The sequence below is a fragment of the Halomonas sp. B23F22_10 genome, from assembly GCF_043496975.1.
In the GTDB taxonomy this organism is placed as follows: domain Bacteria; phylum Pseudomonadota; class Gammaproteobacteria; order Pseudomonadales; family Halomonadaceae; genus Halomonas; species Halomonas smyrnensis.
On the sequence record NZ_JBIEKF010000002.1, the window covers coordinates 395538 to 420930 of the forward strand.

Annotated in this window: 29 protein-coding genes and 1 other RNA gene; 7 read left to right on the plus strand and 23 right to left on the minus strand. The window is 68.2% G+C overall.

From position 1 onward, the window contains the following. Positions 1-78: 78 nt before the first annotated feature. The 5 genes from ACGTNF_RS05910 to rsmI all read right to left on the minus strand — a co-directional run bounded on the left by ACGTNF_RS05910 (position 79) and on the right by rsmI (position 4379). Positions 79-1785, minus strand: coding sequence for a peptidoglycan D,D-transpeptidase FtsI family protein (locus tag ACGTNF_RS05910; RefSeq protein ID WP_394600902.1), 1707 nt, complete (start codon positions 1783-1785; stop codon positions 79-81). Next, complete coding sequence (ftsL, locus tag ACGTNF_RS05915) at positions 1782-2105, minus strand: cell division protein FtsL (RefSeq protein ID WP_016854396.1); 324 nt, start codon at positions 2103-2105, stop codon at positions 1782-1784. The genes ACGTNF_RS05910 and ftsL overlap by 4 nt, the downstream gene beginning before the upstream one ends. An 8-nt stretch (positions 2106-2113) precedes the next feature. Further along, positions 2114-3070 carry a 16S rRNA (cytosine(1402)-N(4))-methyltransferase RsmH gene (rsmH, locus tag ACGTNF_RS05920; protein WP_394600903.1) on the minus strand — a complete coding sequence of 319 codons (957 nt, stop codon included), beginning with the start codon at positions 3068-3070 and terminating at the stop codon, positions 2114-2116. A 66-nt stretch (positions 3071-3136) separates the two neighbouring features. Then, positions 3137-3489, minus strand: an RNA gene (gene rnpB, locus ACGTNF_RS05925) — RNase P RNA component class A. 32 nt (positions 3490-3521) lie between these two features. Beyond that, positions 3522-4379 carry a 16S rRNA (cytidine(1402)-2'-O)-methyltransferase gene (rsmI, locus tag ACGTNF_RS05930; RefSeq protein ID WP_394600904.1) on the minus strand — a complete coding sequence of 286 codons (858 nt, stop codon included), beginning with the start codon at positions 4377-4379 and terminating at the stop codon, positions 3522-3524. Between the two features lie 46 nt (positions 4380-4425). Here rsmI and ACGTNF_RS05935 point away from each other — a divergent pair, with 46 nt between their 5' ends. Genes ACGTNF_RS05935 through ACGTNF_RS05950 form a run of 4 tightly spaced genes read left to right on the plus strand, consistent with a single transcriptional unit; the run spans position 4426 to position 7743 of the window. After that, on the plus strand, positions 4426-6189 hold the full coding sequence (locus ACGTNF_RS05935) for a penicillin-binding protein activator (protein WP_394600905.1): 1764 nt from the start codon (positions 4426-4428) through the stop codon (positions 6187-6189). After that, positions 6173-6541, plus strand: coding sequence for a YraN family protein (locus ACGTNF_RS05940; protein ID WP_394600906.1), 369 nt, complete (start codon positions 6173-6175; stop codon positions 6539-6541). Before ACGTNF_RS05935 ends, ACGTNF_RS05940 begins: the two co-directional genes overlap by 17 nt. A 24-nt stretch (positions 6542-6565) precedes the next feature. Then, the gene (locus ACGTNF_RS05945; protein ID WP_016854401.1) at positions 6566-7159 is read left to right on the plus strand and encodes a phosphoheptose isomerase; all 594 of its coding nucleotides are present in this window, start codon (positions 6566-6568) and stop codon (positions 7157-7159) included. 5 nt (positions 7160-7164) lie between these two features. Beyond that, on the plus strand, positions 7165-7743 hold the full coding sequence (locus ACGTNF_RS05950) for a BON domain-containing protein (RefSeq protein ID WP_394600907.1): 579 nt from the start codon (positions 7165-7167) through the stop codon (positions 7741-7743). A 104-nt stretch (positions 7744-7847) separates the two neighbouring features. On the opposite strand, the gene ACGTNF_RS05955 is transcribed toward ACGTNF_RS05950, so the two are convergent. From ACGTNF_RS05955 to zapE, 8 genes are all read right to left on the minus strand, one after another. Continuing rightward, the gene (locus ACGTNF_RS05955) at positions 7848-8327 is read right to left on the minus strand and encodes a ClpXP protease specificity-enhancing factor (RefSeq protein ID WP_394600908.1); all 480 of its coding nucleotides are present in this window, start codon (positions 8325-8327) and stop codon (positions 7848-7850) included. Positions 8328-8382: 55 nt separating this feature from the next. Then, positions 8383-9009 (minus strand): stringent starvation protein SspA, encoded by a 627-nt coding sequence (gene sspA / locus ACGTNF_RS05960; protein WP_394600909.1) that lies wholly within the window; start codon positions 9007-9009, stop codon positions 8383-8385. Positions 9010-9149: 140 nt separating this feature from the next. After that, positions 9150-9917, minus strand: a complete 768-nt coding sequence (locus ACGTNF_RS05965) for a cytochrome c1 (protein WP_016854405.1) — start codon at positions 9915-9917, stop codon at positions 9150-9152. Then, the gene (locus ACGTNF_RS05970) at positions 9917-11176 is read right to left on the minus strand and encodes a cytochrome b (RefSeq protein ID WP_152479385.1); all 1260 of its coding nucleotides are present in this window, start codon (positions 11174-11176) and stop codon (positions 9917-9919) included. Before ACGTNF_RS05970 ends, ACGTNF_RS05965 begins: the two co-directional genes overlap by 1 nt. After that, on the minus strand, positions 11176-11775 hold the full coding sequence (gene petA, locus ACGTNF_RS05975; RefSeq protein ID WP_016854407.1) for a ubiquinol-cytochrome c reductase iron-sulfur subunit: 600 nt from the start codon (positions 11773-11775) through the stop codon (positions 11176-11178). The genes ACGTNF_RS05970 and petA overlap by 1 nt, the downstream gene beginning before the upstream one ends. A gap of 221 nt (positions 11776-11996) precedes the next feature. After that, on the minus strand, positions 11997-12386 hold the full coding sequence (gene rpsI, locus ACGTNF_RS05980; protein WP_016854408.1) for a 30S ribosomal protein S9: 390 nt from the start codon (positions 12384-12386) through the stop codon (positions 11997-11999). A gap of 13 nt (positions 12387-12399) precedes the next feature. After that, on the minus strand, positions 12400-12828 hold the full coding sequence (rplM, locus tag ACGTNF_RS05985) for a 50S ribosomal protein L13 (protein WP_016854409.1): 429 nt from the start codon (positions 12826-12828) through the stop codon (positions 12400-12402). 366 nt (positions 12829-13194) lie between these two features. Further along, positions 13195-14352: a cell division protein ZapE gene (gene zapE, locus ACGTNF_RS05990; RefSeq protein ID WP_394600910.1), complete on the minus strand. Its 1158-nt coding sequence runs from the start codon at positions 14350-14352 to the stop codon at positions 13195-13197. A 206-nt stretch (positions 14353-14558) separates the two neighbouring features. Between zapE and ACGTNF_RS05995 the strand changes: the two genes are divergently transcribed. After that, positions 14559-14996: a Z-ring associated ZapG family protein gene (locus tag ACGTNF_RS05995; protein ID WP_394600911.1), complete on the plus strand. Its 438-nt coding sequence runs from the start codon at positions 14559-14561 to the stop codon at positions 14994-14996. Positions 14997-15080: 84 nt separating this feature from the next. Here the strand turns inward: ACGTNF_RS05995 and ACGTNF_RS06000 are convergent, their stop codons facing one another. Beyond that, positions 15081-15842, minus strand: coding sequence for a Nif3-like dinuclear metal center hexameric protein (locus ACGTNF_RS06000; RefSeq protein WP_394600912.1), 762 nt, complete (start codon positions 15840-15842; stop codon positions 15081-15083). A 96-nt stretch (positions 15843-15938) separates the two neighbouring features. Here ACGTNF_RS06000 and ACGTNF_RS06005 point away from each other — a divergent pair, with 96 nt between their 5' ends. After that, positions 15939-17183 carry a Do family serine endopeptidase gene (locus ACGTNF_RS06005; protein WP_394600913.1) on the plus strand — a complete coding sequence of 415 codons (1245 nt, stop codon included), beginning with the start codon at positions 15939-15941 and terminating at the stop codon, positions 17181-17183. A gap of 84 nt (positions 17184-17267) precedes the next feature. On the opposite strand, the gene hisD is transcribed toward ACGTNF_RS06005, so the two are convergent. The 9 genes from hisD to ACGTNF_RS06050 all read right to left on the minus strand — a co-directional run bounded on the left by hisD (position 17268) and on the right by ACGTNF_RS06050 (position 24210). Further along, positions 17268-18590: a histidinol dehydrogenase gene (hisD, locus tag ACGTNF_RS06010; protein WP_394600914.1), complete on the minus strand. Its 1323-nt coding sequence runs from the start codon at positions 18588-18590 to the stop codon at positions 17268-17270. Positions 18591-18624: 34 nt separating this feature from the next. Next, positions 18625-19278 (minus strand): ATP phosphoribosyltransferase, encoded by a 654-nt coding sequence (gene hisG / locus ACGTNF_RS06015; protein WP_016854415.1) that lies wholly within the window; start codon positions 19276-19278, stop codon positions 18625-18627. 19 nt (positions 19279-19297) lie between these two features. Then, positions 19298-20560 (minus strand): UDP-N-acetylglucosamine 1-carboxyvinyltransferase, encoded by a 1263-nt coding sequence (gene murA, locus ACGTNF_RS06020; RefSeq protein ID WP_016854416.1) that lies wholly within the window; start codon positions 20558-20560, stop codon positions 19298-19300. 13 nt (positions 20561-20573) lie between these two features. Beyond that, positions 20574-20828, minus strand: coding sequence for a BolA family protein (locus ACGTNF_RS06025; RefSeq protein WP_016854417.1), 255 nt, complete (start codon positions 20826-20828; stop codon positions 20574-20576). Between the two features lie 261 nt (positions 20829-21089). Beyond that, positions 21090-21437: an STAS domain-containing protein gene (locus ACGTNF_RS06030; RefSeq protein WP_394600915.1), complete on the minus strand. Its 348-nt coding sequence runs from the start codon at positions 21435-21437 to the stop codon at positions 21090-21092. Continuing rightward, positions 21434-22090 carry an MlaC/ttg2D family ABC transporter substrate-binding protein gene (locus tag ACGTNF_RS06035; protein ID WP_394600916.1) on the minus strand — a complete coding sequence of 219 codons (657 nt, stop codon included), beginning with the start codon at positions 22088-22090 and terminating at the stop codon, positions 21434-21436. Before ACGTNF_RS06035 ends, ACGTNF_RS06030 begins: the two co-directional genes overlap by 4 nt. Positions 22091-22095: 5 nt before the next feature. Further along, entirely contained in the window at positions 22096-22560 is a 465-nt protein-coding gene (gene mlaD, locus ACGTNF_RS06040) for an outer membrane lipid asymmetry maintenance protein MlaD (RefSeq protein WP_016854420.1), read from the minus strand. A 58-nt stretch (positions 22561-22618) separates the two neighbouring features. After that, on the minus strand, positions 22619-23401 hold the full coding sequence (mlaE, locus tag ACGTNF_RS06045) for a lipid asymmetry maintenance ABC transporter permease subunit MlaE (RefSeq protein WP_394600917.1): 783 nt from the start codon (positions 23399-23401) through the stop codon (positions 22619-22621). Further along, the gene (locus ACGTNF_RS06050) at positions 23398-24210 is read right to left on the minus strand and encodes an ATP-binding cassette domain-containing protein (RefSeq protein ID WP_016854422.1); all 813 of its coding nucleotides are present in this window, start codon (positions 24208-24210) and stop codon (positions 23398-23400) included. Before ACGTNF_RS06050 ends, mlaE begins: the two co-directional genes overlap by 4 nt. Positions 24211-24398: 188 nt before the next feature. Between ACGTNF_RS06050 and ACGTNF_RS06055 the strand changes: the two genes are divergently transcribed. Next, positions 24399-25385 carry a KpsF/GutQ family sugar-phosphate isomerase gene (locus ACGTNF_RS06055; protein ID WP_394600918.1) on the plus strand — a complete coding sequence of 329 codons (987 nt, stop codon included), beginning with the start codon at positions 24399-24401 and terminating at the stop codon, positions 25383-25385. Positions 25386-25393 lie beyond the last annotated feature (8 nt).

A 25393-nucleotide genomic window follows, 5' to 3' on the forward strand; every position in this document is an offset into this window, starting at 1 on the left:
TCGGGCGGTAGACGTTGTGGCGATAAAGCGGGAAGCGGCCGACCGCGCCCGCAACGGGCTGCAGGGCGTCGATGGCGCTCATGGGTCCTCGTCCAGCTGATCCGGCGGCACGTCCAGGATACGCAGGGCATTGCCGGCCACCCTGGAGAACACCGGCGCCGCCACGGCGCCGCCGTAGAAGGCATCGCCCCGGGGCTGGTCGATCATCACCACGGTGATCAGGCGCGGATCGGAGACCGGCGCGATGCCCACGAACAGCGAGCGATAGGCGTTCTTCTCGTAGCCGCCGCCGCCGCTCTTGCGCACCGTGCCGGTCTTGCCGGCCACGCTGTAGCCGGGCACCAGGGCACGCCGCGCGCCGGTACCCGGCTCCACCACCCGATCCATCATGCCCAGCACGCGGTCGGCGACATCGGGCTCGATCACCGGCTCGCCGACCGGCGGCCGGTTGAGACGCAGCAGCGACGGCGGCAGCCGCTCGCCGTGGTTGGCGATGGCGGTGAAGGCACTGGCCAGCTGCAGCGCCGACACCGACAGGCCGTAGCCGTAGGACAGCGCCGCCCACTGGCTGCTGGACCAGACCTGGGGCGCCGGCACGCTGCCCCCCGCCTCGCCCGGGAAGCCGGTACCCGGCACCTGATCGAAGCCCAGCGCCCGATAGCGCTCGGGCACCACCGGATCGTCGAGCTGCAGGGCCAGCTTGGACATGCCGATGTTCGAGGACTTCTCGAGGATGCCGGACAGGGTCAGCTCGCCGTAGTTGGCGACGTCCTTGATGGTGTAGCCGTCGATGACCATCCAGCCCGGGGAGGTGTCGATCACGGTATCGGGCGGGAACCGGCCGGTCTCGAGCAGCGCCGACATGGCCAGCGGCTTCATCACCGAGCCGGGCTCGAAGACGTCGACGATGGCGCGGTTGCGCAACCCGCTGGGGTCGAGGCCGGCACGATTGTTGGGGTTGTAGGACGGCTGGTTGGCCATGGCCAGCACCTCACCGGTCTCGGCGTCGAGCATCACCAGCACGCCGCCGTCGGCGTCGTTCTCGTCCACCGCCGACTTGAGCTCGCGATAGGCCATGTACTGCAGGCGCTGGTCGATGGCGAGCGTCAGGTCGCCGCCGGGCTCGGCTTCCTTGAGCACCTCGAGGTCGCGCACCAGGCGCCCGCGCCGATCCTTGAGCACACGACGACGCCCCGGCTCTCCGGACAGATAGGACTGATAGGCGAGTTCCAGCCCCTCCTGCCCGTGATCGTCGATGTTGGTCACCCCGATCAGCTGGGCGATCACTTCCCCGGCCGGATAGTAGCGCTTGTATTCGGCCCGCTTGTGCACCCCGGGGACACGCAGGTCGAGCACTTCCTGAGCATCCACCGGCGTCATGCGACGGCGCAGGTACATGAACTCACGATCGGCATAGCGCTCGATGCGCGCATTCAAGGCGTCTGGATCCTGCCCCAGGGCCTGGGCCAGGCGCAGCCGCTGGATACGGTCTTCGGGCAGATCCTGGGGGTTGGCCCACAGCGTCACCACCGGCGTGGAGATCGCCAGCGGCTCGCCGTGGCGGTCGGTGATCATGCCGCGGTGAGCGGGAATGGGATCGACGCGCAGGGTGCGGGCATCGCCCTGGCCCTGCAGGAAGGTGCGGTCGAAGACATGCAGGTCGACGATGCGCCCGGCGAGCAGCGCCAGGCCGATCAGCACCAGGCCCAGCATCACCCGATAGCGGGCCTGGCCCATGGGCGACGGGGCGTGACGCACCTTGCCGCGACGTGGCGTGGCGCTCATGGTCGGATGACCTCGACTTCATCGATATCGGGCAGGCGCATCTCGAGCCGGTCGCTGGCCAGCCGTTCGATGCGCGACGGCGAGGACCAGGCGCTCTCCTCTAGCAGCAGCTGGCTCCACTCGGTCTGCAGCTGCTGGTGCTCGCGCTCGAGCTGCTGTAGCTCGGCATACTGGCCGCGCGTGTGGTGACTGGTGGCGATCACCGCCAGGGCCGCACCCAGGCAGGCGACCAGCAGCACGGCATTGAGCGCCAGCCCAAGGGTCGGGCGCAGGCGCAGCGGCCAGGCGAAGGAGGGGGTGGCGTCGCGTCCTTGAGCCATGCCGTGCCTCAGTATCGCTTGCGCGCCACGCGCATCACCGCGCTGCGGGCACGGGGATTGGCCTCGACCTCCTCCGGCCCCGGACGGCGCGCCTTGCCGACGGACTCCAGACGACGCTGGATCTGATCGTCGCGCAGCGGGATGCCCTTGGGCAGATGGGTGTCGCCGCGCACGTGATCACGGATGAAGCGCTTGACCCGGCGATCCTCCAGCGAGTGGAAGCTGATCACCACCAGATGGCCGCCGGGCGCCAGCGCCTCGAGGGCGGCCTCGAGCGCGGCATCGAGCTGGTCGAGCTCGCCGTTGACCTGGATGCGCAGCGCCTGGAAGGCGCGGGTGGCCGGATGCTTGCCCTTCTCCCAGGCGGGATGGGCGGTCTTGATCACCTCGGCCAGGTCACCGGTGCGGGTGAAGGGTGTCTCGACGCGGCGGGCCACGATCGCCTTGGCCAGCCGACGGGCGAAGCGTTCCTCGCCGTAGGTCTTGAACACCCGGGCGATCTCGCCCTCGGCGGCATGGGCTAGCCAGTCCGAGGCACTCTCGCCATGGGTCGGGTCCATGCGCATGTCGAGCGGGCCGTCACGCAGGAAACTGAAGCCGCGCTCCGGATCGTCGAGCTGGGGCGAGGAGACGCCGACATCGAGCAGCACGCCGGACAGCCGGCCATGCAGGCCGCGCGCCTCGGCGAACTCGCCCAGGCGGGCAAACTCGCCCTGATCGATGGCGAAGCGCTCGTCGTCGATGCTCGCCGCCTCGGTGATGGCCTGGGGATCGCGATCGATGGCCAGCAGCCGCCCCTCGGGGGCGAGCCGCTCGAGGATCGCCCGGGAATGGCCGCCGCGGCCGAAGGTGCCGTCCAGATAATGGCCCGCCGGATCATGAATCAGGGCGTCGACGGCCCCGTCGAGCAGCACGCTGGCATGGCGAAAGCCGCGGGGGGCGTGTTCGGGGGCGGATGACGTCATGCACTTCTCTTGGCGGCTGGTCTTGCAAGTGGCGGGGCGCCGCCGAACGGCGGCGCAGGGAAAATCGTGGGGAGTCGGCCGATAAGCCGGGTTCTGTCGGGGACAGCCATTCCTCTAGGGGCGACGTCACCGTCGCCCTCAAGCAACCTACCCGAACCCAACGCGGGCCACGCCAACGGGTTCCTATTTGGTCTTGCTCCGAGTGGGGTTTACCGTGCCACGCACTGTTACCAGGCGCGCGGTGCGCTCTTACCGCACCCTTTCACCCTTACCGGCCTCCCGAAGGAGACGTAGGCGGTCTGCTCTCTGCTGCACTTTCCGTCGGCTCGCGCCGCCCAGGCGTTACCTGGCACTCTGCCCTGTGGAGCCCGGACTTTCCTCCCCCGGATCGCTCCGGCGGCGGCTGTCTGGCCAACTCCCGCGGCAAGGATACCAGCGCCCGGGCGCCGCCTCAATCACCGTCCTTGAGCGCCTGGGCCCGGGCGTACCACTGTTTCTTGGCACCGCCCAGGGTACGAGCGGTCACCGCCGCGGCCTGCTTGACCCCCACGCCCTCGGCGAGCATGGCGGAAATCAGCGCATCGGCATCGACACTGGCGGCCTCGTCGACCGACTTCGGCGCGGCGCCGGCCACCATCACCACGAACTCGCCGCGGGCCTGGTCGGGGTCATCCGCCATCCTCGCCAGCAGCGCCCCGGGGCTGCCCTCGAGAAAGGTCTCGAAGGTCTTGGTCAGCTCCCGGGCGAGCACCACCTGACGTGCGCCGAGCACCGTACCGAGATCGGCCAGGGTATCGCGGATGCGATGCGGCGACTCGTAGAAGACCAGCGTCTCCTCGCGCTCGGCCAGTGCCTCGAGGCGACCGCGCCGGGTGCCACCCTTGGCCGGCAGGAAGCCCTGAAACAGGAAGCGATCGGTGGGCAGGCCCGCCGCCGAGAGCGCCGCCACCAGGGCGCACGCGCCGGGCACCGGCACGATGCGACGCCCGCGGGCGCGCAGCTCGCGCACCAGCACGAAGCCGGGATCGCTGATCAGGGGCGTGCCGGCATCGCTGACCAGCGCCACGGACTCCCCGGCGGCCAGCCGGGCATCGATCTGCTCGACCCGCGCCGCCTCGTTGTGCTCGTGCAGCGACAGCAGCGGCGGCGCCACGCCCAGGTGGCGCAGCAGGCGCGAGGTGTGTCGTGTATCCTCGGCGGCCACCAGGTCAACCTCGCCCAGCAGCCGTGCGGCACGGGGGGCAAGGTCGTCCAGATTCCCAATCGGCGTGGCGACCACGTACAATACCCCTATTATGGCGTCTGTCATTTCGGCTCCCGGGAAGCTCTCCGCACGTGAGGACAAGGAAGGATTCATGAAGATTTCGTCTCGCGGCCCGCTGGCCGCCGCCTTCGTGGCAATGTGGCTGGCCGGCTGTGCCTTCCAGCCTGGCATCACCGAACGACAACCCGTCGGCGATCCGGACCAGCTGCTGGCCCAGGCCGAGCAGCAGGCACCCGAGCAGGCCGCGCAATCGCGGCTTCAGGCGGCCGACATCCTAGCACGGCAGGGCAGCCGCCCCCAGGCGCTGGACATTGCCAAGGGCATCGACGATAGCCGGCTCTCCGCCGAGGATCGCGGCCGCTGGGCGATGCTGCTGTCCGACCTCGGCGAGACCGAGGGTGACACCTCGGCGGTGATCCAGGCCGCCCAGCGGCTCGACGAGCTGCAGCTGTCCGGCGACCAGGCCGCGCTGCTGCGCGAGCGCCAGGCCCGCGCCCTCGGCCAGATCGGCGAAACGCGCGCCGCCACCCAGGCACTGCTGCGCCTGCAGGCCGACACCGACCGGCTCGACCTCAACGACCCGATCTGGGAACAGCTCTCGCGACTGGCGCCGGGCGCCATCGACGAGCTGCGTGACGGCGCCAGCGAACCGACTCAGGCGTGGCTCGATCTCGCCGAGCTGGTCCGCGCCAGCGGCGGCGACATCGAACGCCTGTTCGCCCGCCTCGACGACTGGCGCGACCGCAACCCCGACCACCCGGCGGCCCGCCAGCTGCCCGCCGACATCCTGGCACTGCGCGACCTGCGCGGACAGGACGTGAGCCACATCGCCGTCTTCCTGCCCGAGTCCGGCCCCCTGGCCAGTGTCGCCGACGCCCTCGAGGAGGGCCTGCGCGCCCATCACATGAACGAGGTGAACGGTGGAAGCCGCGGCACCCAGCTGACCTTCCTGGATTCCTCCGGCGGCAACTTCGACGCCCTCTACCAGGAAGCTCAACAGCGTGGCGCCCAGGTCGTGATCGGCCCGCTGAACAAGGATGCGGTCACCGCCCTGGAACGCCGCGACCGGGTGCCGATGCCGACACTGGCGCTCAACTACGGCGAAGACGAGCACAGCAGCGCCAAGGGACTCTTCCAGTACGGCCTCTCCGCCGAGGACGAGGCGCGCTCGGTGGCCGCCCGCGGCCGCCAGGACGACCACCGCAGCGCCTCGCTGCTGGTGCCGGACAACGCCTGGGGTCGCCGGGTCGGCGAGGCCTTCGCCGACGCCTGGCGCGAGCGTGATGGCCAGATCGCCAACGCCGTGCGCTACAACCCCGGCCGGCCGGCCACCGAAAGCACCCGCCGCGCGCTGGGCTCCAGCCGGCCGGACATGCTGTTCCTGCTGGCCCTGCCCGACTATGCCCGCCAGGTCCCCCCGACCATCGACTACTACGCCTACAAGCAGGAACTGTCGGTCTACGCCACCTCGCATCTCTATGAGGGCCGCCCGCAGCCGCGCCTCGACAAGGACCTGAACGGCGTGATGTTCCTCGACATCCCCTGGCAGATTCCGGATGCCGCCGTGGGCGGCGAAGAGGCCCTGCCCTTCCTCGACAGCTATCGCCAGCTGCGGGAGGAGTCCGACCCCAACATGTTCCGCCTGATGGCCATGGGCGTGGACGCCTACGAGCTGGCCCGTCGCCTGCCGCAATTCCAGGCCATTCCCGGCAGCGAGATGTTCGGCGCCACCGGCACCCTGAGCGCCGACCAGGACGGCCGCTTCCATCGCCGGCTGCCCTGGGCCCGCTTCGAGGACGGCGTGCCCCAGCCGGCGCTCGACATGAACCGCTTCGCCGATGACGCGTCCCGCTGACGCCCGCGCCCGTGGCGCTCGCATCGAGCGCCTCGCTGCGGACTGGCTGGCGGCCCGCGGGCTCACGCTCGAGGCCGCCAACCAGCACGCCAGGGGCGGCGAGCTCGACCTGGTGATGCGCGAAGGGGAGACCCTGGTGTTCGTCGAGGTCCGCCACCGCAAGAACGCCCGTCACGGCCACCCGCTCGAGACCGTCACCGTCACCAAGCAGCGCCGCCTGATCCAGGCGGCGCGTTTTTATCTGCAACGCAACCGGCTATCATGTGCCTGCCGCTTCGATGTGCTGGCCGTCACCGGCACGCCTCCGGACCTCGAATTCATCTGGGTCCCCGGCGCCTTCGAAGCGTTCTGATCGCCCAAGGACCAGGAAGCCACGATGGATTTCCAGAACCGCATTCTCGGACACTTCAACGCCAGCATCGACACCAAGACCTACGCCAGCGAGGTGCTGCCGCCCTTCATCGAGGTCGCCAGCCAGATGATGGTTCAGGCCCTGGTCAACGAAGGAAAGATCCTGGCCTGCGGCAACGGCGGCAGCGCCGGCGACAGCCAGCACTTCTCCTCCGAGCTGCTCAACCGCTTCGAGCGCGAGCGCCCCAGCCTGCCCGCCCTGGCGCTGACCACCGATACCTCGACGCTGACCTCGATCGCCAACGACTACAGCTACAACGAGGTGTACTCCAAGCAGATTCGCGCCCTGGGCCAGCCCGGCGACGTACTGCTGGCGATCTCCACCAGCGGCAATTCCGGCAACGTGGTGCAGGCCATCCAGGCCGCCCACGACCGCGAGATGACCGTGGTCGCCCTGACCGGCCGCGACGGCGGCAACATGGCCTCCCTGCTCGGCCAGGACGACTGCGAGATCCGCGTGCCCGCCACCTCGACCGCCCGCATCCAGGAAGTCCACCTGCTGGTGATCCACTGCCTGTGCGACCTCATCGACGAGCAACTCTTCGGCGCAAGCGAGTGATACCCATGATCGACAAGTCACGCCTCCTGGGTCTGCCCCTGGTCCTGCTGCTGGCCCTGTCCGGCTGCACCACCATGACGGCGGCCACCAGCTCCGGCCCCATCAACGAGAACTACAGCGAGCGCACCGTCGGCACCAAGGTCGAGGACGACAGCATCGAGACCAAGGTCGCCCATAACCTCGCCAGTACCGACGCCCGCCTCGGCGACGCGCGCATCAACATCGACAGCTACAACGGGGTGGTGCTGCTCACCGGTCAGGTGCCGAGCCAGGAACTCAAGAACATGGCCGAACGCATCGCCGGCGAGGTCCGCAACGTTCGCCGCGTTCACAACCAGTTGAGCGTGGCCGCCAACCTGCCGGCCAGCCAGCGGCTCGCCGACACCTGGCTCACGACCCGCATCCGCACCGCCCTGGCCGCCAACGAGGCCATCGACTCCAGCAAGCTGCGCATCGTGACCGAGAACGACAGCGTCTTCCTGATGGGCATCGTGCGCCGCCAGGAAGCCGAACGCGTCGTCGCCGCGGTCCGCAACGTCGGCGGCATGCAACGCATCGTCAAGGTGTTCGACTACCTCGACTGACACCCTCGCGCCCCACCATTAGGCGGCAAGGAACGAAAAACGGCAGGCCCTCGGGCCTGCCGTTTTTCTGTCAATGCTCCGCGCATGCCGGCGGAAGGGACGCGCTACTTGACCACGCGCAGCGAGGGACGCCCCTTCTTCGGCGCCTCGTCCGGCTCGCCGCCGGCATTGGCTTCGCCGTCATCACGCTCGACGCTCTCGACGCTGGACAGACCCGGCGCCTCGTCTTCCGAGACCTCGTCCGCCACGTCATTGGCGTCCTCGGCCGGCATCACCGGCTCATGACCGAACACCATGCCGACACCGTTCTCACGGGCATAGATCGCGATCAGCGCCTCGGTCGGCACCATGATCTGGGTCGGCTGACCACCGAAGCGCGCCGAGAAGGCGATGGCCTCGTTGGTCATCGACAGATCGCGAATCGCGCTGACGCCGAGATTGAGCACGATCTGGCCGTTCTGCACGAACTGACGCGGCACCTCGACGCCCGCCTGCTCGGCATCGACCACGATGTAGGGCGTCAGCTCGTTGTCCAGCAGCCACTCGTACAGGGCCCGTGCGATATAGGGACGACTCGATTGCATCGGTTGGCCCTCCAGGAAAGCGGCCCCGGCGCGCTGCCGGGGCGTGAAAGAACATTCAGGGGCGCATCTCGCGCTCGGCTTCACTCAGCGAGGCCCGGAAGCCATCGCGTTCGAAGACGCGCTCCATGTACCCCATCAGCGGCTTGATCTGCTTCTCCGGCATCTCGATGCCGAGCGCCGGCAGACGCCACAGGATCGGTGCCAGGCAGCAGTCCACCAGAGTGAACTCCTCGCTCATGAAGAACGGCATGTCCTCGAAGATCGGCGAGATGCCGACCAGGCTCTCGCGCAACTCCTTGCGAGCCTTCTCGGCCTCCTTCTTGGTGCCGTTCTGGATCTGCTCGACCTTCGGGCACCATTCGCGCTCGATGCGGTGCATCCACAGCCGGCTCTGCGCCCGGGCCACCGGATACACCGGCAGCAGCGGCGGATGCGGGAACCGCTCGTCGAGGTACTCCATCATCACCTTGGACTCATAGAGCACCAGGTCGCGGTCGAGCAGTGTGGGCACGCTGTTGTAGGGGTTGAGGTCGGCGAGCTCCTCGGGGTGGCTCTCCTCGGTGACCTCGACGATATCCACTGCCACGCCCTTCTCGGCGAGCACGATACGCACCCGATGACTGTAATGATCATCGCCCCCGGAATAGAAGATCATCGATGACCGCTTGGCCACTACACCCATGAAACCATCCTCGCATCAGTTCGTGGCGGCATGATAACACGACGTGCCGCCTCACGGGGCGTCGTCTGGCGCCCCGCTATCGCCACGGCACACGGCGCGGGCGCATGGCCGATGCCATGCGCCCGCGGGGCCGGACGTGATCAGTGAATGTCGCGCCAGTACTCGCGCTTGAGCAGGTAGGCGATGACGCCGAAGACGAAGATGAAGATCAGCACCTTGGGCGCCAGGGCCTCGGCCTTGAGCCGGGACGGCTCGCCGGCATAGGCCAGGAAGTTGGTCAGATCGTAGACCGCACCCTCGAACTCGTCCGGCTCCATGGCACCGGGACTCGTCACCTGCAGCACCTCGCAGGACTGGTACTTGCCGGTGAGCGGATCGAGCTCGGCCCCCTCGACGGGGTGCTCGCTGGCGGCACAGACCTTCTCCTGCACGCCCTGCAGCGGCTCGAGCACGTTGGGCATCGCCACCAGCGGGAAGACCTGATTGTTGACGCCGGTGGGCCGCGACGGATCGCGATAGAAACCGAGGAGATAGGAGTAGATCCAGTCGGTACCGCGCAGCCGCGCCTCCAGGGTCAGGTCCGGCGGCGCCGCGCCGAACCAGCCTTCGCCGTCCTCGGCCGACATGGCATTGCGCATCTGGTCGTTGAAGCCCAGCGGCTCGGCGAAGATCAGATGGTCCTCGACCAGATCCTGAGGCATGCCCAGATCCTCCGCCGCCCGCGAGAAGCGCTGGTACTGCAGGGAATGACAGCCCATGCAGTAGTTGACGAAGAGCTTCATGCCACGCTGCAGCGACGCCCGATCATGAAGATCAGGCGTCATCTCCTGCAGGTGCGCTCCGCCCCCGGCGGCGAACCCGAGCGTCGGAAGCAGGGCCAGGATCAGAGCCAGCAGTCCCTTTTTCATCAGCCAGTCACCCTTTCCGGAACGGGTTTGGTCTTCTCCCAGCGACTGTAGAACGGCATCAGCAGGAAGAAGGCGAAGTAGAGCACGGTACACAGCTGCGCCAGCACCGTGCGCGCGGCGGTCGGCGGCAGCACGCCGAGCACCCCGAGCACGATGAAGCTCAGCGCGAACAGCGTCAGCATCAGCTTCGAGATCCAGCCCTTGTAGCGAATGGAGCGCACCGGACTGCGATCCAGCCAGGGCAGCACGAACAGCACCGCGATGGCCGCCCCCATGCACACCACGCCGAGGAACTTGGCATCGAGGCCGAACAGCGAGAAGTTGATGGCGCGCAGAATCGCGTAGAAGGGCGTGAAGTACCATACCGGAGCGATGTGATCCGGCGTCTTGAGCGGATTCGCCGGCTCGAAGTTGGGCTTCTCGAGGAAGTACCCGCCGCCTTCCGGAAAATAGAAGATCACCGCGCAGAACACGAACAGGAAGACGGCCACGCCGACGATGTCCTTGACCGTGTAGTAGGGATGGAACGGAATGCCGTCCAGCGGCTTGCCGCTCTCGTCCTTCCTGGCCTTGATGTCGATGCCGTCGGGATTGTTCGAGCCGACCTCGTGCAGGGCGATGATGTGCAGCACCACCAGCGCCAGGATCACGATCGGCAGCGCCACCACGTGCAGGGCGAAGAAGCGGTTCAGGGTGATGCCGGAAATCAGATAGTCGCCGCGCACCCACTGGGCCAGATCCGGACCGATGCCGGGAATGGCGGAGAACAGCGAGATGATCACCTGAGCGCCCCAGTAGGACATCTGGCCCCAGGGCAGCAGGTAGCCCATGAAGGCCTCGGCCATCAGCGCCAGGTAGATCGCCATGCCGAAGATCCACACCAGCTCCCGAGGGGCCTTGTAGGAGCCGTAGAGCAGGCCGCGGAACATGTGCAGGTAGACCACGACGAAGAACGCCGAGGCGCCGGTGGAGTGCATGTAGCGGATCAGCCAGCCCCACTCCACGTCGCGCATGATGTATTCGACCGAGGCGAAGGCGCCCTCGGCGGACGGATTGAAGCTCATGGTCAGCCAGATGCCGGTGAGAATCTGGTTGACCAGCACCAGCAGTGCCAGCGAGCCGAAGAAATACCAGAAGTTGAAGTTCTTCGGCGCGTAGTACTTCGACAGATGCTCCTGCCACATCTGCGTGGCCGGGAAGCGATCATCGACCCAGCGCATGACGCCGCGTTCCGCCTTGGGCTTATCGGGATTCGCCATCAGGCCGTCTCCTCATCCTCACCGACGACGATGACGTCGTCACTCTCGAAGCGATAGGGGGGCACCTCCAGATTCAGCGGCGCCGGCACGTTGGCAAATACGCGTCCCGCCAGATCGAAGCGCGAACCGTGACACGGGCAGAAGAAACCGCCCGGCCAGTCGGCGACGCCGACGTCGTCGGCCCCGGGATCCGGCTTGAACAGCGGCGAACACCCCAGATGCGTGCAGATGCCGATCAGCACCCCGATCTCCGGGCGAATGGCCCGCAGTGGACCGCCGGCATAGCCGGGCTGCTGAGGCTCCTCGGAGCCGGGATCGGCCAGCAGCTCACCGCCGAGGGCCTCGGTGCGCTCGATCATTTCGGGCGTCCGATAGAGCACCCACACCGGGCGCCCACGCCACTCGACGGTCATGCGCTGACCGGGCTCGAGCTTGGAGATGTCCGCCTTGACCGGCGCACCGGCGGCACGCGCCCGAGCGCTCGGCTGCCAGGAAGACAAGAAGGGAACCGCTACCCCGACCGCCCCCGCCGCACCGACGACGGAGGTGGCGCCCACGAGGAAACGGCGTCGCCCCTTGTTCACGCCGCTGTCTGTCATTGTTGGTATTCTCCCATCAGCGTTTGCCCGCCCTTCCTGCGCGAGCCACCAGAGCCGCGACCACGAGGTTGAGGAATGCATTCCATGGTAGGTAATGGGGACAGCCTGCACAACACGCCGCGCCGAGAGCCCGACACCAAGGCGCCGGTCTCTTGACCTCGCACAAAAAAAAGCGCCCGGGTCCTGAGGACCCGGGCGCTTTTGACGAGGCTCGTCGCAGCTTAACGCTTGGAGAACTGCGGACGACGACGGGCCTTGCGCAGACCGATCTTCTTACGCTCGACCTCACGGGCGTCACGAGTGACGTAGCCGGCTTCGCGCAGCGGCTTGCGGAAGTCTTCGTTGTACTGCATCAGGGCGCGGGTAACACCGTGACGGATGGCGCCGGCCTGGGCGCTGCCGCCGCCACCCTTGACGGTCACGTAGACGTCGAACTGGCCGAGGGTCTCGGTCAGCTCGAGCGGCTGACGGACGACCATGCGACCGGTGACGCGGCCGAAGAACTCGTCCAGCTCACGGTTGTTGACGGTGATCTTGCCAGTGCCCGGCTTCAGGAAGACGCGGGCGGTAGAGGTCTTGCGGCGACCGGTACCGTAATACTGCTGTGTCATGGCGAAAGCTCCCTCAGATGTTCAGTTCTTGCGGCTGCTGCGCGGCGTGCGGATGCTCGGTGCCGGCGTAGACCTTGAGCTTGGAGTACATGGCACGACCCAGCGGGCCCTTCGGGAGCATGCCCTTGACCGCGGACTCGATGACGCGCTCCGGTGCGTGAGCGATCATCTTCTCGAAGTTCATGGAGCGCAGGCCACCCGGATAACCGGTGTGACGATAGTAGTTCTTGGCGCTCGCCTTGTTGCCGGTGACATGCACCTTCTCGGCGTTGATCACGACGATGTAGTCGCCGGTGTCAACGTGCGGGGTGTATTCCGGCTTGTGCTTGCCACGCAGGCGGCGAGCGATCTCGGTGGCCAGACGGCCCAGAGTCTTGTCCGCAGCGTCGACGACGTACCAGTCGCGCTGGACGGACTGCGGCTTGGCAGTGAACGTCTTCATGGGTGAATCACCAAATCGATGTATTGGGTCCTGCCCGCCTCGGCGGTTCGGACCATCCCTATTTTTCTTGGTTGCCGCCCGGGGACGACAACGGTCAAGCGCGCGAATTCTACACGCCCTACTCCGTCAGGACAATGCTTTCCGCCCCAAGGCAGGAATCCCTTGCTCGAAAACGCTCGAGCCAACATCTGAAAAGTCGAACAGTCAGCGAGCGAAGGCTAGTCCTAGGCCCGTTCCCTACGGGCCAACGCACTTCCCACATCCATGTGGGTCGCAAGGCAAGAATCGGCGAGAAGGCGGACCGGGCTCGCGCACGAGCTGATGTTTAACGCCGTCTAGCCGAGCGCAGCGACTTTCGTGTACCGGCTAGGGCTTGTGCGGCAGGGCCAGATACTCCCTCGACTGCATCTCCTGCAGCCGTGACAGGGTACGCTCGAACTCGAACTCCAGCTTGCCGTCGCGGTAGAGCCGCTCCGCCGGCGCCTCGGCGGACATCAGCAGCTTGACGCCGCGGTCGTAGAACTCGTCGACCATGTTGATGAAGCGCCGCGCCTGGTCGTCGCTGGCGCCATCCATGCACGGCACGCCGGAGACCAGCACGCTGTGATACTCACGCGCCAGCTCGATGTAGTCGTTCTGGCTGCGCGGGCCGTCGCAGAGCTCGTCGAACGCGAACCAGACCACGTCATCGTGGAGCCGACGGCTGTAGAGCACGCGATGATTGATCTCGATCGGCGCCCCGCTCTCGCCCTCGTGCCCGGCGATCTCGCGGAAGCTGCGCGCCAGTTCGGCCTCGGCGGCCTCGTCCAGGGGCGAATGGAAGATCTCGGCGCGCTCCAGGGCGCGCAGCCGATAGTCGATGCCGGAGTCGACGTTGACCACCTCGCAGTGGCGCTCCAGCAGATCGATGGCCGGCAGGAAGCGCGCCCGCTGCAGACCGTCCCGGTAGAGATCGGCCGGCACGATATTGGAGGTCGCCACCAGCACCACGTCGCGGGCGAACAGCGCCTCGAGCAGATTGGCCAGGATCATCGCGTCGGTGATGTCCTTGACGAAGAACTCGTCGAAGCAGATCACCCGCGCCTCGGCGGCGAACTTGTCGGCCACCAGGGTCAGCGGATTCTTCTCGCCCTTGTAGTGCTCGAGCTCGTTGTGCACGCGCTGCATGAAGCGGTGGAAGTGGGTGCGCATCTTCTCGGGAAACGGCAGCGCCTCGAAGAAGGTATCCACCAGGTAGGTCTTGCCGCGACCCACGCCGCCCCAGAAATAGAGCCCCGTCACCTCGGGAAGCACCGGCGCCTCGGGCTCGCTGCGCTTGCCGAACAGTCCGGCCATGCGCGACTTGAGCCCCTTGCCGGCCGGCGTGGGCCGGGCGCTGTCGCGCGGCCTGGCCAGCAGCTCGTCGAACAGGCGCTGCAGATGCGCCACGGCCTGCTCCTGGGCAGGGTCGTGCGCGAAGTCGGCGCGCTGGAGATCGGCGCGATAGCGCCCCATCGGGGTATTCGGCTCGGCGGCAGTCGGCATCCTGTGACTCTCGCTCATGGACATGGGGGCGACGGTCCTCGGCATCCGGTGAAAGGGAGGGATTATACGCGCCCGGCCGGCGCTTGGCATCGCCGACCGGCCGTTGACCCCGGCGACCGCCTCGGCCCTATAATGGGCCGCCGGGGCCGCCCGGCGCTGGAAGCCGGCCGCCGATGCCGAGCCGATCGACCGCTCAGGAGAATGATGTGGAACTAAGCAATATCAACTGGATGCTGGGCGCCGCCTGCCTGCTGGCCGGCATCGGCCTCGGGGTGCTGGGCTATCACCTGATGAACGCCGGGGCCCGTAACGCACAGATGCTGCGCCAGCGCCTCGCCGAACGCGACCGCCAGCTGGCCGAACTGCGCGACGGCGTCGGCGAGCACTTCGAGCGCCTCGGCAGCCTCGCCGCCGCACTGAACAAGGAAGTCGGCGAGGCCACGAGCCGCCTGGCCGTCGAGGCGCCGCACCGCCCCGACCTGGCGGCGGCCACCGCCACCATGCCCGAGCCCGAGGAAGCCGCCACCACCAGCGACGACGTGGCCGCGCCCCGCGACTACGCCGACGGCAACCGCGGCACCCTCTCCGAGGACTTCGGCCTCAAGCAGGCCGACGGCGACGCCCCCCAGCCGCCGCGCTACTGAGACATCGCCCTCGGGGCCTCGAGACGCCGCCCGCTGCCCATGGCAGCGGGCGGCGTCTTCGTTTCCGGGGCGCGCCCCGAATCACTAGGCCGGGTTATCGATATCCACGAAGCGATGCTCGATGCCGAACTCCGCGGCGAGACGCTCGCCCAGCGCCTGGACGCCGTAACGCTCGGTGGCGTGATGCCCCGCCGCCAGGTAGTGGATCCCCAGCTCCCGCGCCAGATGCGTGGTGCGCTCCGAGATTTCGCCGGAAATGAAGGCATCGGCACCGGCCGCCGCGGCCTCGGCGATCATGTCCTGGGCGCCGCCGGTGCACCAGGCCACGCGCCGGATCTCTCCGGCGCCCGGCGCCTCGACCAGCAGCGGCTCGCGCCCCAGCCGCTCGCCGACATGCTCGGCCAGCGCCGCCGCGCTCAGCGGTGCGGAAGGCCGCCCCAGCCAGATCAGACCCTCGCCGAGCTCGCCGTCGGCACAGCCCTCCGCCGTGAAGCCGAGCCGCTCGCCCAGCCGGGCGTTGTTGCCGAGCTCGGCATGGGCATCCAGCGGCAGATGATAGGCCAGCAGGCCGACCTCATGGCCCAGCAGGGTCGCCAGCCGACGGCGTTTCATGCCGGTGACGGCCACCGGCTCGTTCTTCCAGAAATAGCCGTGATGGACCAGCAGCAGGTCGGCCTCCCAGGCCACTGCCTCATCGAGCAGCGCCTGGCAGGCGGTCACGCCGCTCATCACCCGGGCAACTCGCTCACGGCCTTCGACCTGCAGGCCGTTGAGGGTGTAGTCCTTGAAGCGCGCCGGTGACAGCAGCCGATCGCAGGCCGCCACCAGTTCCGCGGATGTCGTCATGAAGCCTCCGGACGGTTCATTCGTGCAATGTTACAATCCACGCATTCTAAACCGCCCCGCCGCCCCGCGACCACGCACCAGAAGGAAGCCCGCCGCATGCGACGCGCCCTCCCCTACCTGTGGCCCATCCTGATCGGCCTGCTGCTGGCCATCGTGCTGCTCAATGCCTTCCCGCCACTGGTGGGGCGCCAGGCCACGCCACCCGTCACCGATACGCCCACGGTGCAGGTGCCGTCGGTGCCCGAGGTGACCCCGACCGCCGAGGACGTCGAGCGGCCGGCACCCAGCCTGCGCGAAGCCCCGCCGATGACCCGCGGCGAAGGGCCGGCGAGTTACTCCAGCGCCGTGGAGCAGGCCGCACCGGCGGTGGTCAACGTCTACTCCTCGCGCGTGGTGAAGCGCGACAGCCATCCGCTGATGTCCGACCCCTTCTTCCGCCAATTCTTCGGCGACGACGCCCCGCGCCGCCAGCGCATGCTGTCGAGTCTGGGCTCGGGCGTGATCGTCAGCGACGACGGCTACGTGCTGACCAACCATCACGTCATTCGCGGCGCCGACCAGATCCAGGTGGCCCTGCGCGACGGCCGAGAGACCCTCGCCGAGGTCATCGGCACCGATCCCGAAAGCGACCTGGCGGTGCTGCGCATCGACCTCGACGACCTTCCGGTCATCGAGCTCTCCGACTCCGACCAGGCGGCAATCGGCGATGTCTCGCTGGCCATCGGCAACCCCTTCGGCGTCGGTCAGACCGTGACCATGGGCATCATCAGCGCCACCGGCCGCAGCCACCTGGGGCTCAACGCCTACGAGGACTTCATCCAGACCGATGCCGCCATCAACCCGGGCAACTCCGGCGGCGCCCTGATCAACCCGGAGGGGGCGCTGGTGGGCATCAACACCGCCATCTTCTCGCGCTCCGGCGGCTCTCAGGGCATCGGCTTCGCCATTCCCGCCAATCTGGCGCGCAGCATCCTCGAGCAGATCGTCACCCAGGGGCGAGTGATACGCGGCTGGCTGGGCATCGAGGCCCAGGAACTCAACCCCGAGCTCGCCGCCTCCTTCGGCCTCGCGGCCCCCACCGGGGTGATCATCGCCGGCGTGGTGCCCGATGGACCGGCGGACGCGGCCGGCCTGCAGCCCGGCGACGTGCTGCTCGAGGTGAACGATCGCCCGATCCTCGATCCCCGCCAGACCATGAGCGACATCGCCGACATCGAACCCGACACCGAACTGCCGGTCACCGTGGTGCGCGGCGGCGAGAGCCTCGAGATCACGCTGCGGGTCGCCGAGCGCCCCACGCCATCACGCCCGCTGTCCGTCGAGGACAGCGAGGCGCCCTGATTCATCCCGCTGCCCACAACGAACGCGGCCCCGTCATCGACGGGGCCGCGTTCGTTGTGGCGCCTGGCAAGGCCCGAAGGGGCCTCAGTCGCGGATGCGATACTCGGCGCTGCGGGCGTGAGCGGTCAGCGACTCACCGCGAGCCAGCACAGAGGCCGTGCGGCCCAGCGTCGAGGCACCCTCGGCGGAGCAGCCGATCAGCGAGGAACGCTTCTGGAAGTCGTAGACGCCCAGCGGCGAGGAGAAGCGCGCCGTGCCGGAAGTCGGCAGCACGTGGTTCGGCCCCGCGCAGTAGTCGCCCAGGGCCTCGGCGGTGTGGCGGCCCATGAAGATGGCGCCGGCGTGGCGCACCTCGGGCAGCCAGTCCTCCGGGGCCTCGACCGACAGCTCCAGGTGTTCCGGCGCGATGCGGTTGATCAGCGCCACCGCCTCGTCGCGATCGCGGCACTGGATCAGCGCGCCGCGCTCGGAAAGCGAGGTGCGAATGATCGCCTCGCGCTCCATGGTCGGCAGCAGGCGCGCCATGGCGTCGCCGACCGCGTCCAGATGGCCGGCATCCCAGCTCACCAGGATCGACTGGGCATCCTCGTCGTGCTCGGCCTGGGAGAACAGGTCCATGGCCAGCCAGTCGGCGTCGGTGCCGCCATCGGAGACCGCCAGGATCTCCGACGGGCCGGCGATCATGTCGATGCCGACCTGCCCGAACACGGCCCGCTTGGCGGTGGCCACGTAGATGTTGCCGGGGCCGACGATCTTGTCCACCCGCGGCACCGTCTCTGTGCCATAGGCCAGCGCGGCCACGGCCTGGGCGCCGCCGATGGTGAAGACATGATCGACGCCCGCCAGGTGGGCGGCGGCCAGCACCAGCTCGTTGAGCACGCCGTCCGGGGTCGGCACCACCATGACGATCTCGCCGACGCCGGCCACGTGAGCCGGCAGCGCGTTCATCAGCACCGAGGAGGGATATGCCGCCTTGCCGCCGGGCACGTAGATGCCGGCGCGATCCAGCGGCGTGACCTGCTGGCCGAGCAGCGTGCCGTCTTCCTCGGTGTAGGACCAGGATTCCGGCTTCTGGTGCTCGTGGTAGCGACGCACGCGATCGGCGGCGGTGGCCAGCGCCTGGCGCTGCGCCTCGGGCAGGCCCTCGAAGGCCTGGCGCAGGCGATCCGGCCCCAGGGTCAGGTCGGCCATGCTCGACGCCGAGAGGCGATCGAAGCGGTTGCTGGTCTCGACCACGGCGGCATCGCCACGGGTCTTCACGGCCTCGAGGATGTCGGCGACGCGGCGCTGGACCTCGCCGTCGGACACGCCTTCCCAGGCCAGCAGGGCATCGAGGCGAGTCTCGAAGTCGGCGTCGGCGGTGGACAGACGCGCGATCTCGAGACGGCCGGCGGACACTTCACTCATGACGGTTCCTTTCCTCTCGGGGATGACCGGCCGTTCAGGCCGGCGCCTCGGCGCTGCGCCGCTCGACCGCCTCGCGCAGGCGGGCGATCAGCGGCTTGAGACGATCGTGCTTCATGGTCATGGCCGCCTTGTTGACCACCAGGCGGGTGGAGATCGGCGCGATCAGCTCGCGCGGCTCCATGCCGTTGGCCCGCAGGGTGTTGCCGGTATCGACGATGTCGACGATCTCGTCGGCCAGGTTCATCAGCGGCGCCAGTTCCATGGCGCCGTAGAGCTTGATCACCTCGGCCTGGATGCCCTGCTCGGCGTAATAGCGCTTGGCCACGTTGACGAACTTGGTGGCCACCCGACGCCGGGCCTGGGACGGCTCGGCGCCGCTGACGCCCGCGGTCATCAGCCGGCAGCCGGCGATCTCGAGGTCCAGCGGCTCGTAGAGCCCCTCGGCGCCATGCTCGAGCAGCACGTCCTTGCCCGCCACGCCCACGTCGGCGGCGCCGAGCTGGACATAGGTCGGCACGTCGGTGGCACGGATCACCACCAGCTTGACGTCCGGCAGGTTGGTGTCGAACAACAGCTTGCGGCTGGCCCCGAGGTCCTCGGCGGGCGTGATGCCCGCCTCGGCCAGCAGCGGCAGGGTCTCGTCGAGAATGCGGCCCTTGGAGAGGGCCAGAATCAGTTGCTTGCTCATGGTCTCGCCTGTTGTCGGCTCAGCCCGGGATGCGCCGGATCCTGGCGCCCAGCAGCTGCAGTTTTTCCTCGATGCACTCGTAGCCACGATCGATGTGGTAGATGCGATCGACCAGCGTCTCGCCCTCGGCCATCATCGCCGCGATCACCAGCGACGCCGAGGCCCGCAGGTCGGTGGCCATGACCGGCGCGCCGGACAGGCTCTCGACCCCGGTGATCACCGCGGTGTTGCCCTCGAGCGCGATGCTCGCGCCCATGCGGTTGAGCTCCTGGACGTGCATGAAACGGTTCTCGAAGATCGTCTCGACCACCCGCCCGGTGCCCTCGGCCACCGCATTCATGGCCACGAACTGGGCCTGCATGTCGGTCGGGAAGGCCGGATAGGGCGCGGTGCGCACGTTGACCGCCTTGGGCCGCTTGCCGTGCATGTCCAGCGCGATCCAGCCCTCGCCGGTGGTCACGCTGGCGCCGGCCTCCTCGAGCTTGGCCAGCACCGCCTCGAGGATATCGGCGCGGGTGTTGCGCACCTTCACCTTGCCCCGCGACAGCGCCGCGGCGACCAGGAAGGTGCCGGTCTCGATGCGGTCCGGCATCACGTCGTGCTCGGCGCCGTGCAGGCGTTCGACACCCTCGACGACGATGGTGTCGCTGCCGTGGCCGCGAATGTTGGCGCCCATCTTGATCAGGCACTCGGCCAGATCGATGACCTCGGGCTCGCGGGCGGCGTTCTCGAGCACCGTAGTGCCCTCGGCCAACACCGCGGCCATCAGCAGGTTCTCGGTGCCGGTCACGGTGACGGTGTCGAAGAAGATGGTCGCGCCCTTGAGGCGACCGTCGACCCGCGCGCGGATGTAGCCACCCTCGACGCGAATGTCCGCGCCCATGGCCTCGAGGCCGCGGATATGCAGATCGACCGGCCGGGAGCCGATAGCGCAGCCGCCGGGCAGCGACACGTCGGCCTGGCCGAAGTGGGCCAGCAGCGGGCCGAGCACCAGGATCGAGGCGCGCATCTTCTTGACCAGCTCGTAGGGCGCGTGACAGTCGGTCACCTGGGCACCATTGAGCTGGATGCTCATGCGCTCGCCCATCACCGGCTGCACGCCCATGTGGCCGAGCAGCTCGAGGGTGGTGGTGATGTCCTGCAGGTGCGGCAGGTTCCCGATGGTCACCGGCTCATCGGCCAGCAGGGTCGCGCAGAGAATCGGCAGGGCGGCGTTCTTGGCGCCGCTGGCCCAGACCTCGCCATCGACGGGGCCGTTGCCGGTAATGATCAGCTTGTCCATGTCACCTCGAGCCTCAGGCCCCCTTGTTCTCGGCGGCACCCTGCCACTGCTCGGGGGTGTAGGTCTTGATGGTCACGGCGTGCAGGGCGCCGGAGGCGATCTCGTCAGACAGCGCGCCGTAGATCAGCTGCTGGCGCTTGACGCGGGACAGCCCCTCGAACACCTCACCGACGGCGACCACCTGGAAGTCGCAGCCCTCGCCCTGGATATGGAATTCGCAGCCATCGAGCCGGCTCTCGAGCAGCGCCTTGACCTCAGTGGGAAGCATCGAACCCTCGCTAGAAAATGGTTGATCCGTGAAAGCGCCACCGCAACGCGATGACGGGACGAACAGCCGACCATGGTAATGAAAAGCGACGCCGTTGGCGACGTTCGCGTAGGCGACGTTCGCGTAGGCGACGTTCGCGTTGGCGACGTGTGCGTTCGGCGACAGCGTGTCGGCCGGCGAGCGTCGCCATGACGGGCCTCGGCATAAAAAAGGGCCGGGAGCGATGCCTGTCGCTCCCGGCCCCTTGCCGCATGGCCCCGCTCACGCCTCGGCGGCGTCGACGCTCGCCTGCACCGGCAACAGGGTATCGACACCCGCGACCTCGGTCAGCCGGGCCAGCGGCGGCGACAGACGCACCGCCTCGAGCTCGAGGCCACTGGCCCGGCTCTGGCGCGCCCATTCCAGCAGCACGCTGACCGCCGCACTGCTGACGCGCCCCACCCCGCCGAGATCGAAGACCACGCGGCTGCCCTCGCTCAGGCCGGCGAGCCAGCGCTGGCCGGTCGCGGCGATCTCCGCGGCGCCGGCGAAGTCGACCTCACCGGACACCGACAGTACCTCGCCGTCGGCCTCGAGACGATTGGCGCCGTTGTCCAGCAGCACGCTCATCCCTCGTCGCCCTGCTCCAGCTCCTCGACGGCGAGCTCCGGCGCCCAGCCATCGATCACGGCATCGTAGTCGCGGCTCTGGTCGCGCATCGCCTGATCGAACTGGTTGCGGAAGGTCAGCCCCAGGTTGATGCCATTGACGATCACGTTGACCACCTTCCACTGGCCGTCATCCTGGCGCAGCGAATAGCTGACCGGATAGACGGTGCCGTCGCTGGCCACCACTTCCATCTCGACGCTGGCCTGGTCCTCGTAGCGCGAGGCATCCTGATTCTCGAGCACCCGGATGTCCTGGTAATCGAAGGTCACCAGGCCCTTGGCGTAGGTGTCGATCAGGGTCTGGCGGAAGGTGTCGACGAAGCGCGAGCGCTGCGACGGAGAGGCGTTGCGGAAGTAGCGCCCCATCACGCTGGCACCGATGTAGCGGAAATCGGCCACCTGCTCGAGGCTGTCGTCGACCACGGCCTCCAGCTCGCCGGGGTGCTCACGATAGTAGTCCTTGCGCCCCTCGATGTTGCCCATCAGCTCATCGACGCTGTCGCGGATCATCTGCTCGGGGGTGTTGGCCTGGGCGATCGCCGGCAGCGCCGCCAGGCACATCGCCAGCAGCATCAGCACACCGGCCAGACGCCGGGAAAGGCTCGTTGCATTCATCGGGTTCACTCCTTGGCCATGTTGGACACGAACTGCTGGATGAGCTCTTCCAGCACCAGGGCGGACTGGGTATCGCGAATGCGATCGCCGTCCGCCAGCGTCTCGGGGGCGCCGCCCACCGACAGCCCCACGTACTGCTCGCCGAGCAGCCCGGAGGTGAGAATCGCCGCGGTGGTGTCCTCGGACAGCTGACCCTCGAGCTCGTCATCGAGCGTCAGCACCACCCGCGCGTCGTACCACTCCGAGTCAAACTCGATGCTCTCGACCCGGCCCACCGTGACCCCGGCCATGGTGACCCGGGCGCGCGGCTTGAGGCCGCCGACGTTGGCGAAGTTGGCCTCCAGGCGGAAGTCGTCACCCGGAGGTTCGAGACTCAGGCCGCTGACCCTCAGGGCGAGGAACAGCAGCCCCAGGATGCCGGCCAGCATGAACAGGCCGACGCCCAGTTCCATCGTCTTGCTGCGCTTCATTCCATGTCTCCACAAATCCGCGGCGGCGCCCGGCCGCCATCTTGCCCGCCCACCGGGCTCAGGCGAGCCCACCGAACATCAGGGCGGTCAGTACGAAATCCAGCCCCAGTACCGCCAGCGAGGCGTAGACCACGGTACGCGTGGTGGCCCGGGCGATGCCCTCCGAGGTCGGCACCAGGGCATAACCCTGATAGACCGCGATCCAGGTGACCACCAGGGCGAACACCAGGCTCTTGATCAGGCCGTTGAGCACGTCATCGACGAACTCGACGCTGGCCTGCATGTTGCCCCAGTAGGAGCCCTCGAAGACGCCCAGCCACTTCACCCCGATCAGCTCACCGCCCCAGACGCCGATCACACCGAAGCCGATGGTCAGCAGCGGCAGGGCGACGAAGCCGGCCCACAGCCGCGGCGCGACCACCCGGCGCAGCGGGTCGACGCCGATCATCTCCATGCTGGTGAGCTGCTCGGTGGCCTTCATCAGGCCGATCTCCGCGGTCAGGGCCGAGCCGGCGCGGCCGGCGAACAGCAGCGCCGCCACCACCGGCGCCAGCTCGCGCAGCAGCGACAGCGCCACCATCTGCCCGAGCGCATCCTCGGCGCCGAAATCGACCAGGATGGTATAGCCCTGCAGGCCCAGCACCATGCCGATGAACAGGCCCGAGACCAGCACGATGGCCAGCGACAGCACGCCGACGAAGTACATCTGGCGCAGCCACAGGCGAATGCCCTCAGCGGAGGGCACGCCGACGGCCGACTGCACGAGCAGCAGGGTCGCCTGGCCGAGCCCCTCGGTCAGATCGCAGCCCATGCGTCCCAGGCGCCGAATCAGAGCGGTCATCGCGGTCCTCCCGTGCCGAGCAGATCGTCGTGGAAGTCCATGGCGGGATAGTGAAACGGCACCGGACCGTCCGGCTCACCGTGGATGAACTGGCTGACCCGCGGGTCACGATCCACGTCGAGACTCTGCGGCGTGCCCTGGGCCATCACCCGGCCGTCGGCGATCACATAGACGTAGTCGGCAATGGACAGCGTCTCCTTGATATCGTGCGACACCACCACGGCGGTCAGCCCGAGGGCATCGTTGAGCCGGCGGATCAGCTGCACCAACACACCCATGGAGATCGGGTCCTGACCGACGAAGGGCTCGTCGTAGAGAATCAGGTCCGGATCCAGGGCGATCGCCCGCGCCAGCGCCACGCGCCGCGCCATGCCACCGGAGAGCTCCGACGGCATCAGCCCGCGGGCGCCGCGCAGCCCCACGGCCTGGAGCTTCATCAGCACCAGATCGCGGACCATCGATTCGGGCAGGTCGGTATGCACGCGCAGCGGGAAGGCCACGTTCTCGAACACGTCGAGATCGGAGAACAGCGCCCCGCTCTGGAACAGCATGCCCATGCGGCGACGCAGCCGGAACAGCGCCTTGCGCGACAGGCCGTGAACGTCCTCGCCGGCGATCCGCACCCGCCCCGCATCGGGCACGAGCTGGCCGCCGATCAACTTGAGGAGGGTGGTCTTGCCGGTGCCGCTGGGCCCCATGATCGCGGTGATCTTGCCGCGGGGTACTACCATGTCGAGCCCGCGGAAGATCTCCGTCTCTCCGCGAGAGAAGCGCAGGCCCTCCACCTCGATGAGGGGAGAATCAGTCATCCATTGAATTCCCTGATAGATTATCGAACATCGTATCCTAACCATCGCCCGGGGCGCCAGCGCCGTCATGTCACGGCTTGCGCCGAGCGGCCTCAGCGGGTTCAATGAGCGCCCTTTTGCGCGGCCCGCCGGCGCCGATTCGGCCGCCCGCCCTTGAGCCCAACCCCGCGACAGGCAACAATCCTCTCATGACAGACGATTCCTCCTTCCCCGCCGGCCTGCTGGCCAGCGCCGAACGTACCCTGCGGCTGGAGCAGCAGGCCGTCGGCGCCCTCGTCGAACGCCTCGACGGCGACTTCGAGCGTGCCTGCGAGCTGATGCTGGCCTGTCGCGGCCGCGTGGTGGTCACCGGCATGGGCAAGTCCGGCCACATCGGCAGCAAGATCGCCGCCACCCTCGCCAGCACCGGCACCCCGTCCTTCTTCGTGCATCCGGGCGAGGCCAGCCATGGCGACCTGGGGATGATCACGCCCGGCGACGTGGTGCTGGCGCTGTCGAACTCCGGCGAGACCGCCGAGGTCACCGCCCTGCTGCCGCTGATCAAGCGCCTCGGCGCACCGCTGATCAGCATGACCGGCCGCCCCGGCTCGACCCTGGCTCGCCACGCCGAAGCCCATCTGGACGCCGGTGTCGAGCGCGAGGCCTGCCCGTTGGATCTGGCCCCCACCTCCTCGACCACCGCCGCCCTGGCGCTGGGTGACGCCCTGGCCGTGGCACTGCTCGAGAGCCGCGGCTTCACCGCCGAGGACTTCGCGCTCTCGCATCCCGGCGGCAGCCTCGGCAAGCGCCTGCTGCTCAAGGTCTCGGACCTGATGCACCAGGGCAGCCGCCTGCCGAAGGTCGCGCTGGGCAGCCCGCTGCGCGATGCGCTGCTGGAAATCACCCGTCAGGGGCTCGGCTTCACCTGCGTGATCGCCCCCGACGGCCTGCTGGCCGGGGTCTACACCGACGGCGACCTGCGTCGCACCCTGGATCAGTTCAGCGACCTGTCGTCGCTGACGGTGGATCAGGTGATGACCGTGCCCGGCAAGCGGGTCTCGCCCGACACCCTGGCCGCCGAGGCCGTGCGCCTGATGGAAGACAACCGCATCACCGCCCTGGCCGTGGTGGGCGACGACGGCCGCCCGGTAGGCGCCCTGCACATGCATGACCTGCTGGCCAGCGGCGTCATCTGACCCAAGGA

Excerpts from the sequence above, each read along its gene's own strand:
- hisD (WP_394600914.1), bottom strand. The coding sequence starts at position 18,590 with ATGAGTGAAGTGTCCGCCGGCCGTCTCGAGATCGCGCGTCTGTCCACC.
- rplM (WP_016854409.1), bottom strand. The coding sequence starts at position 12,828 with ATGAAGACGTTCACTGCCAAGCCGCAGTCCGTCCAGCGCGACTGGTAC.
- ftsL (WP_016854396.1), bottom strand. The coding sequence starts at position 2,105 with ATGGCTCAAGGACGCGACGCCACCCCCTCCTTCGCCTGGCCGCTGCGC.
- ACGTNF_RS05935 (WP_394600905.1), top strand. The coding sequence starts at position 4,426 with ATGAAGATTTCGTCTCGCGGCCCGCTGGCCGCCGCCTTCGTGGCAATG.
- mlaD (WP_016854420.1), bottom strand. The coding sequence starts at position 22,560 with ATGAAGCGCAGCAAGACGATGGAACTGGGCGTCGGCCTGTTCATGCTG.
- ACGTNF_RS06035 (WP_394600916.1), bottom strand. The coding sequence starts at position 22,090 with ATGAATGCAACGAGCCTTTCCCGGCGTCTGGCCGGTGTGCTGATGCTG.
- zapE (WP_394600910.1), bottom strand. The coding sequence starts at position 14,352 with ATGCCGACTGCCGCCGAGCCGAATACCCCGATGGGGCGCTATCGCGCC.
- ACGTNF_RS05950 (WP_394600907.1), top strand. The coding sequence starts at position 7,165 with ATGATCGACAAGTCACGCCTCCTGGGTCTGCCCCTGGTCCTGCTGCTG.
- ACGTNF_RS06030 (WP_394600915.1), bottom strand. The coding sequence starts at position 21,437 with ATGAGCGTGCTGCTGGACAACGGCGCCAATCGTCTCGAGGCCGACGGC.
- rpsI (WP_016854408.1), bottom strand. The coding sequence starts at position 12,386 with ATGACACAGCAGTATTACGGTACCGGTCGCCGCAAGACCTCTACCGCC.
- ACGTNF_RS05910 (WP_394600902.1), bottom strand. The coding sequence starts at position 1,785 with ATGAGCGCCACGCCACGTCGCGGCAAGGTGCGTCACGCCCCGTCGCCC.
- sspA (WP_394600909.1), bottom strand. The coding sequence starts at position 9,009 with ATGGGTGTAGTGGCCAAGCGGTCATCGATGATCTTCTATTCCGGGGGC.
- ACGTNF_RS06055 (WP_394600918.1), top strand. The coding sequence starts at position 24,399 with ATGACAGACGATTCCTCCTTCCCCGCCGGCCTGCTGGCCAGCGCCGAA.
- mlaE (WP_394600917.1), bottom strand. The coding sequence starts at position 23,401 with ATGACCGCTCTGATTCGGCGCCTGGGACGCATGGGCTGCGATCTGACC.
- ACGTNF_RS05940 (WP_394600906.1), top strand. The coding sequence starts at position 6,173 with ATGACGCGTCCCGCTGACGCCCGCGCCCGTGGCGCTCGCATCGAGCGC.
- murA (WP_016854416.1), bottom strand. The coding sequence starts at position 20,560 with ATGGACAAGCTGATCATTACCGGCAACGGCCCCGTCGATGGCGAGGTC.
- ACGTNF_RS06025 (WP_016854417.1), bottom strand. The coding sequence starts at position 20,828 with ATGCTTCCCACTGAGGTCAAGGCGCTGCTCGAGAGCCGGCTCGATGGC.
- ACGTNF_RS05945 (WP_016854401.1), top strand. The coding sequence starts at position 6,566 with ATGGATTTCCAGAACCGCATTCTCGGACACTTCAACGCCAGCATCGAC.
- rsmI (WP_394600904.1), bottom strand. The coding sequence starts at position 4,379 with ATGACAGACGCCATAATAGGGGTATTGTACGTGGTCGCCACGCCGATT.
- ACGTNF_RS05970 (WP_152479385.1), bottom strand. The coding sequence starts at position 11,176 with ATGGCGAATCCCGATAAGCCCAAGGCGGAACGCGGCGTCATGCGCTGG.
- petA (WP_016854407.1), bottom strand. The coding sequence starts at position 11,775 with ATGACAGACAGCGGCGTGAACAAGGGGCGACGCCGTTTCCTCGTGGGC.
- ACGTNF_RS05965 (WP_016854405.1), bottom strand. The coding sequence starts at position 9,917 with ATGAAAAAGGGACTGCTGGCTCTGATCCTGGCCCTGCTTCCGACGCTC.
- ACGTNF_RS06005 (WP_394600913.1), top strand. The coding sequence starts at position 15,939 with ATGCGACGCGCCCTCCCCTACCTGTGGCCCATCCTGATCGGCCTGCTG.
- ACGTNF_RS06050 (WP_016854422.1), bottom strand. The coding sequence starts at position 24,210 with ATGACTGATTCTCCCCTCATCGAGGTGGAGGGCCTGCGCTTCTCTCGC.
- ACGTNF_RS05955 (WP_394600908.1), bottom strand. The coding sequence starts at position 8,327 with ATGCAATCGAGTCGTCCCTATATCGCACGGGCCCTGTACGAGTGGCTG.
- ACGTNF_RS06000 (WP_394600912.1), bottom strand. The coding sequence starts at position 15,842 with ATGACGACATCCGCGGAACTGGTGGCGGCCTGCGATCGGCTGCTGTCA.
- rsmH (WP_394600903.1), bottom strand. The coding sequence starts at position 3,070 with ATGACGTCATCCGCCCCCGAACACGCCCCCCGCGGCTTTCGCCATGCC.
- hisG (WP_016854415.1), bottom strand. The coding sequence starts at position 19,278 with ATGAGCAAGCAACTGATTCTGGCCCTCTCCAAGGGCCGCATTCTCGAC.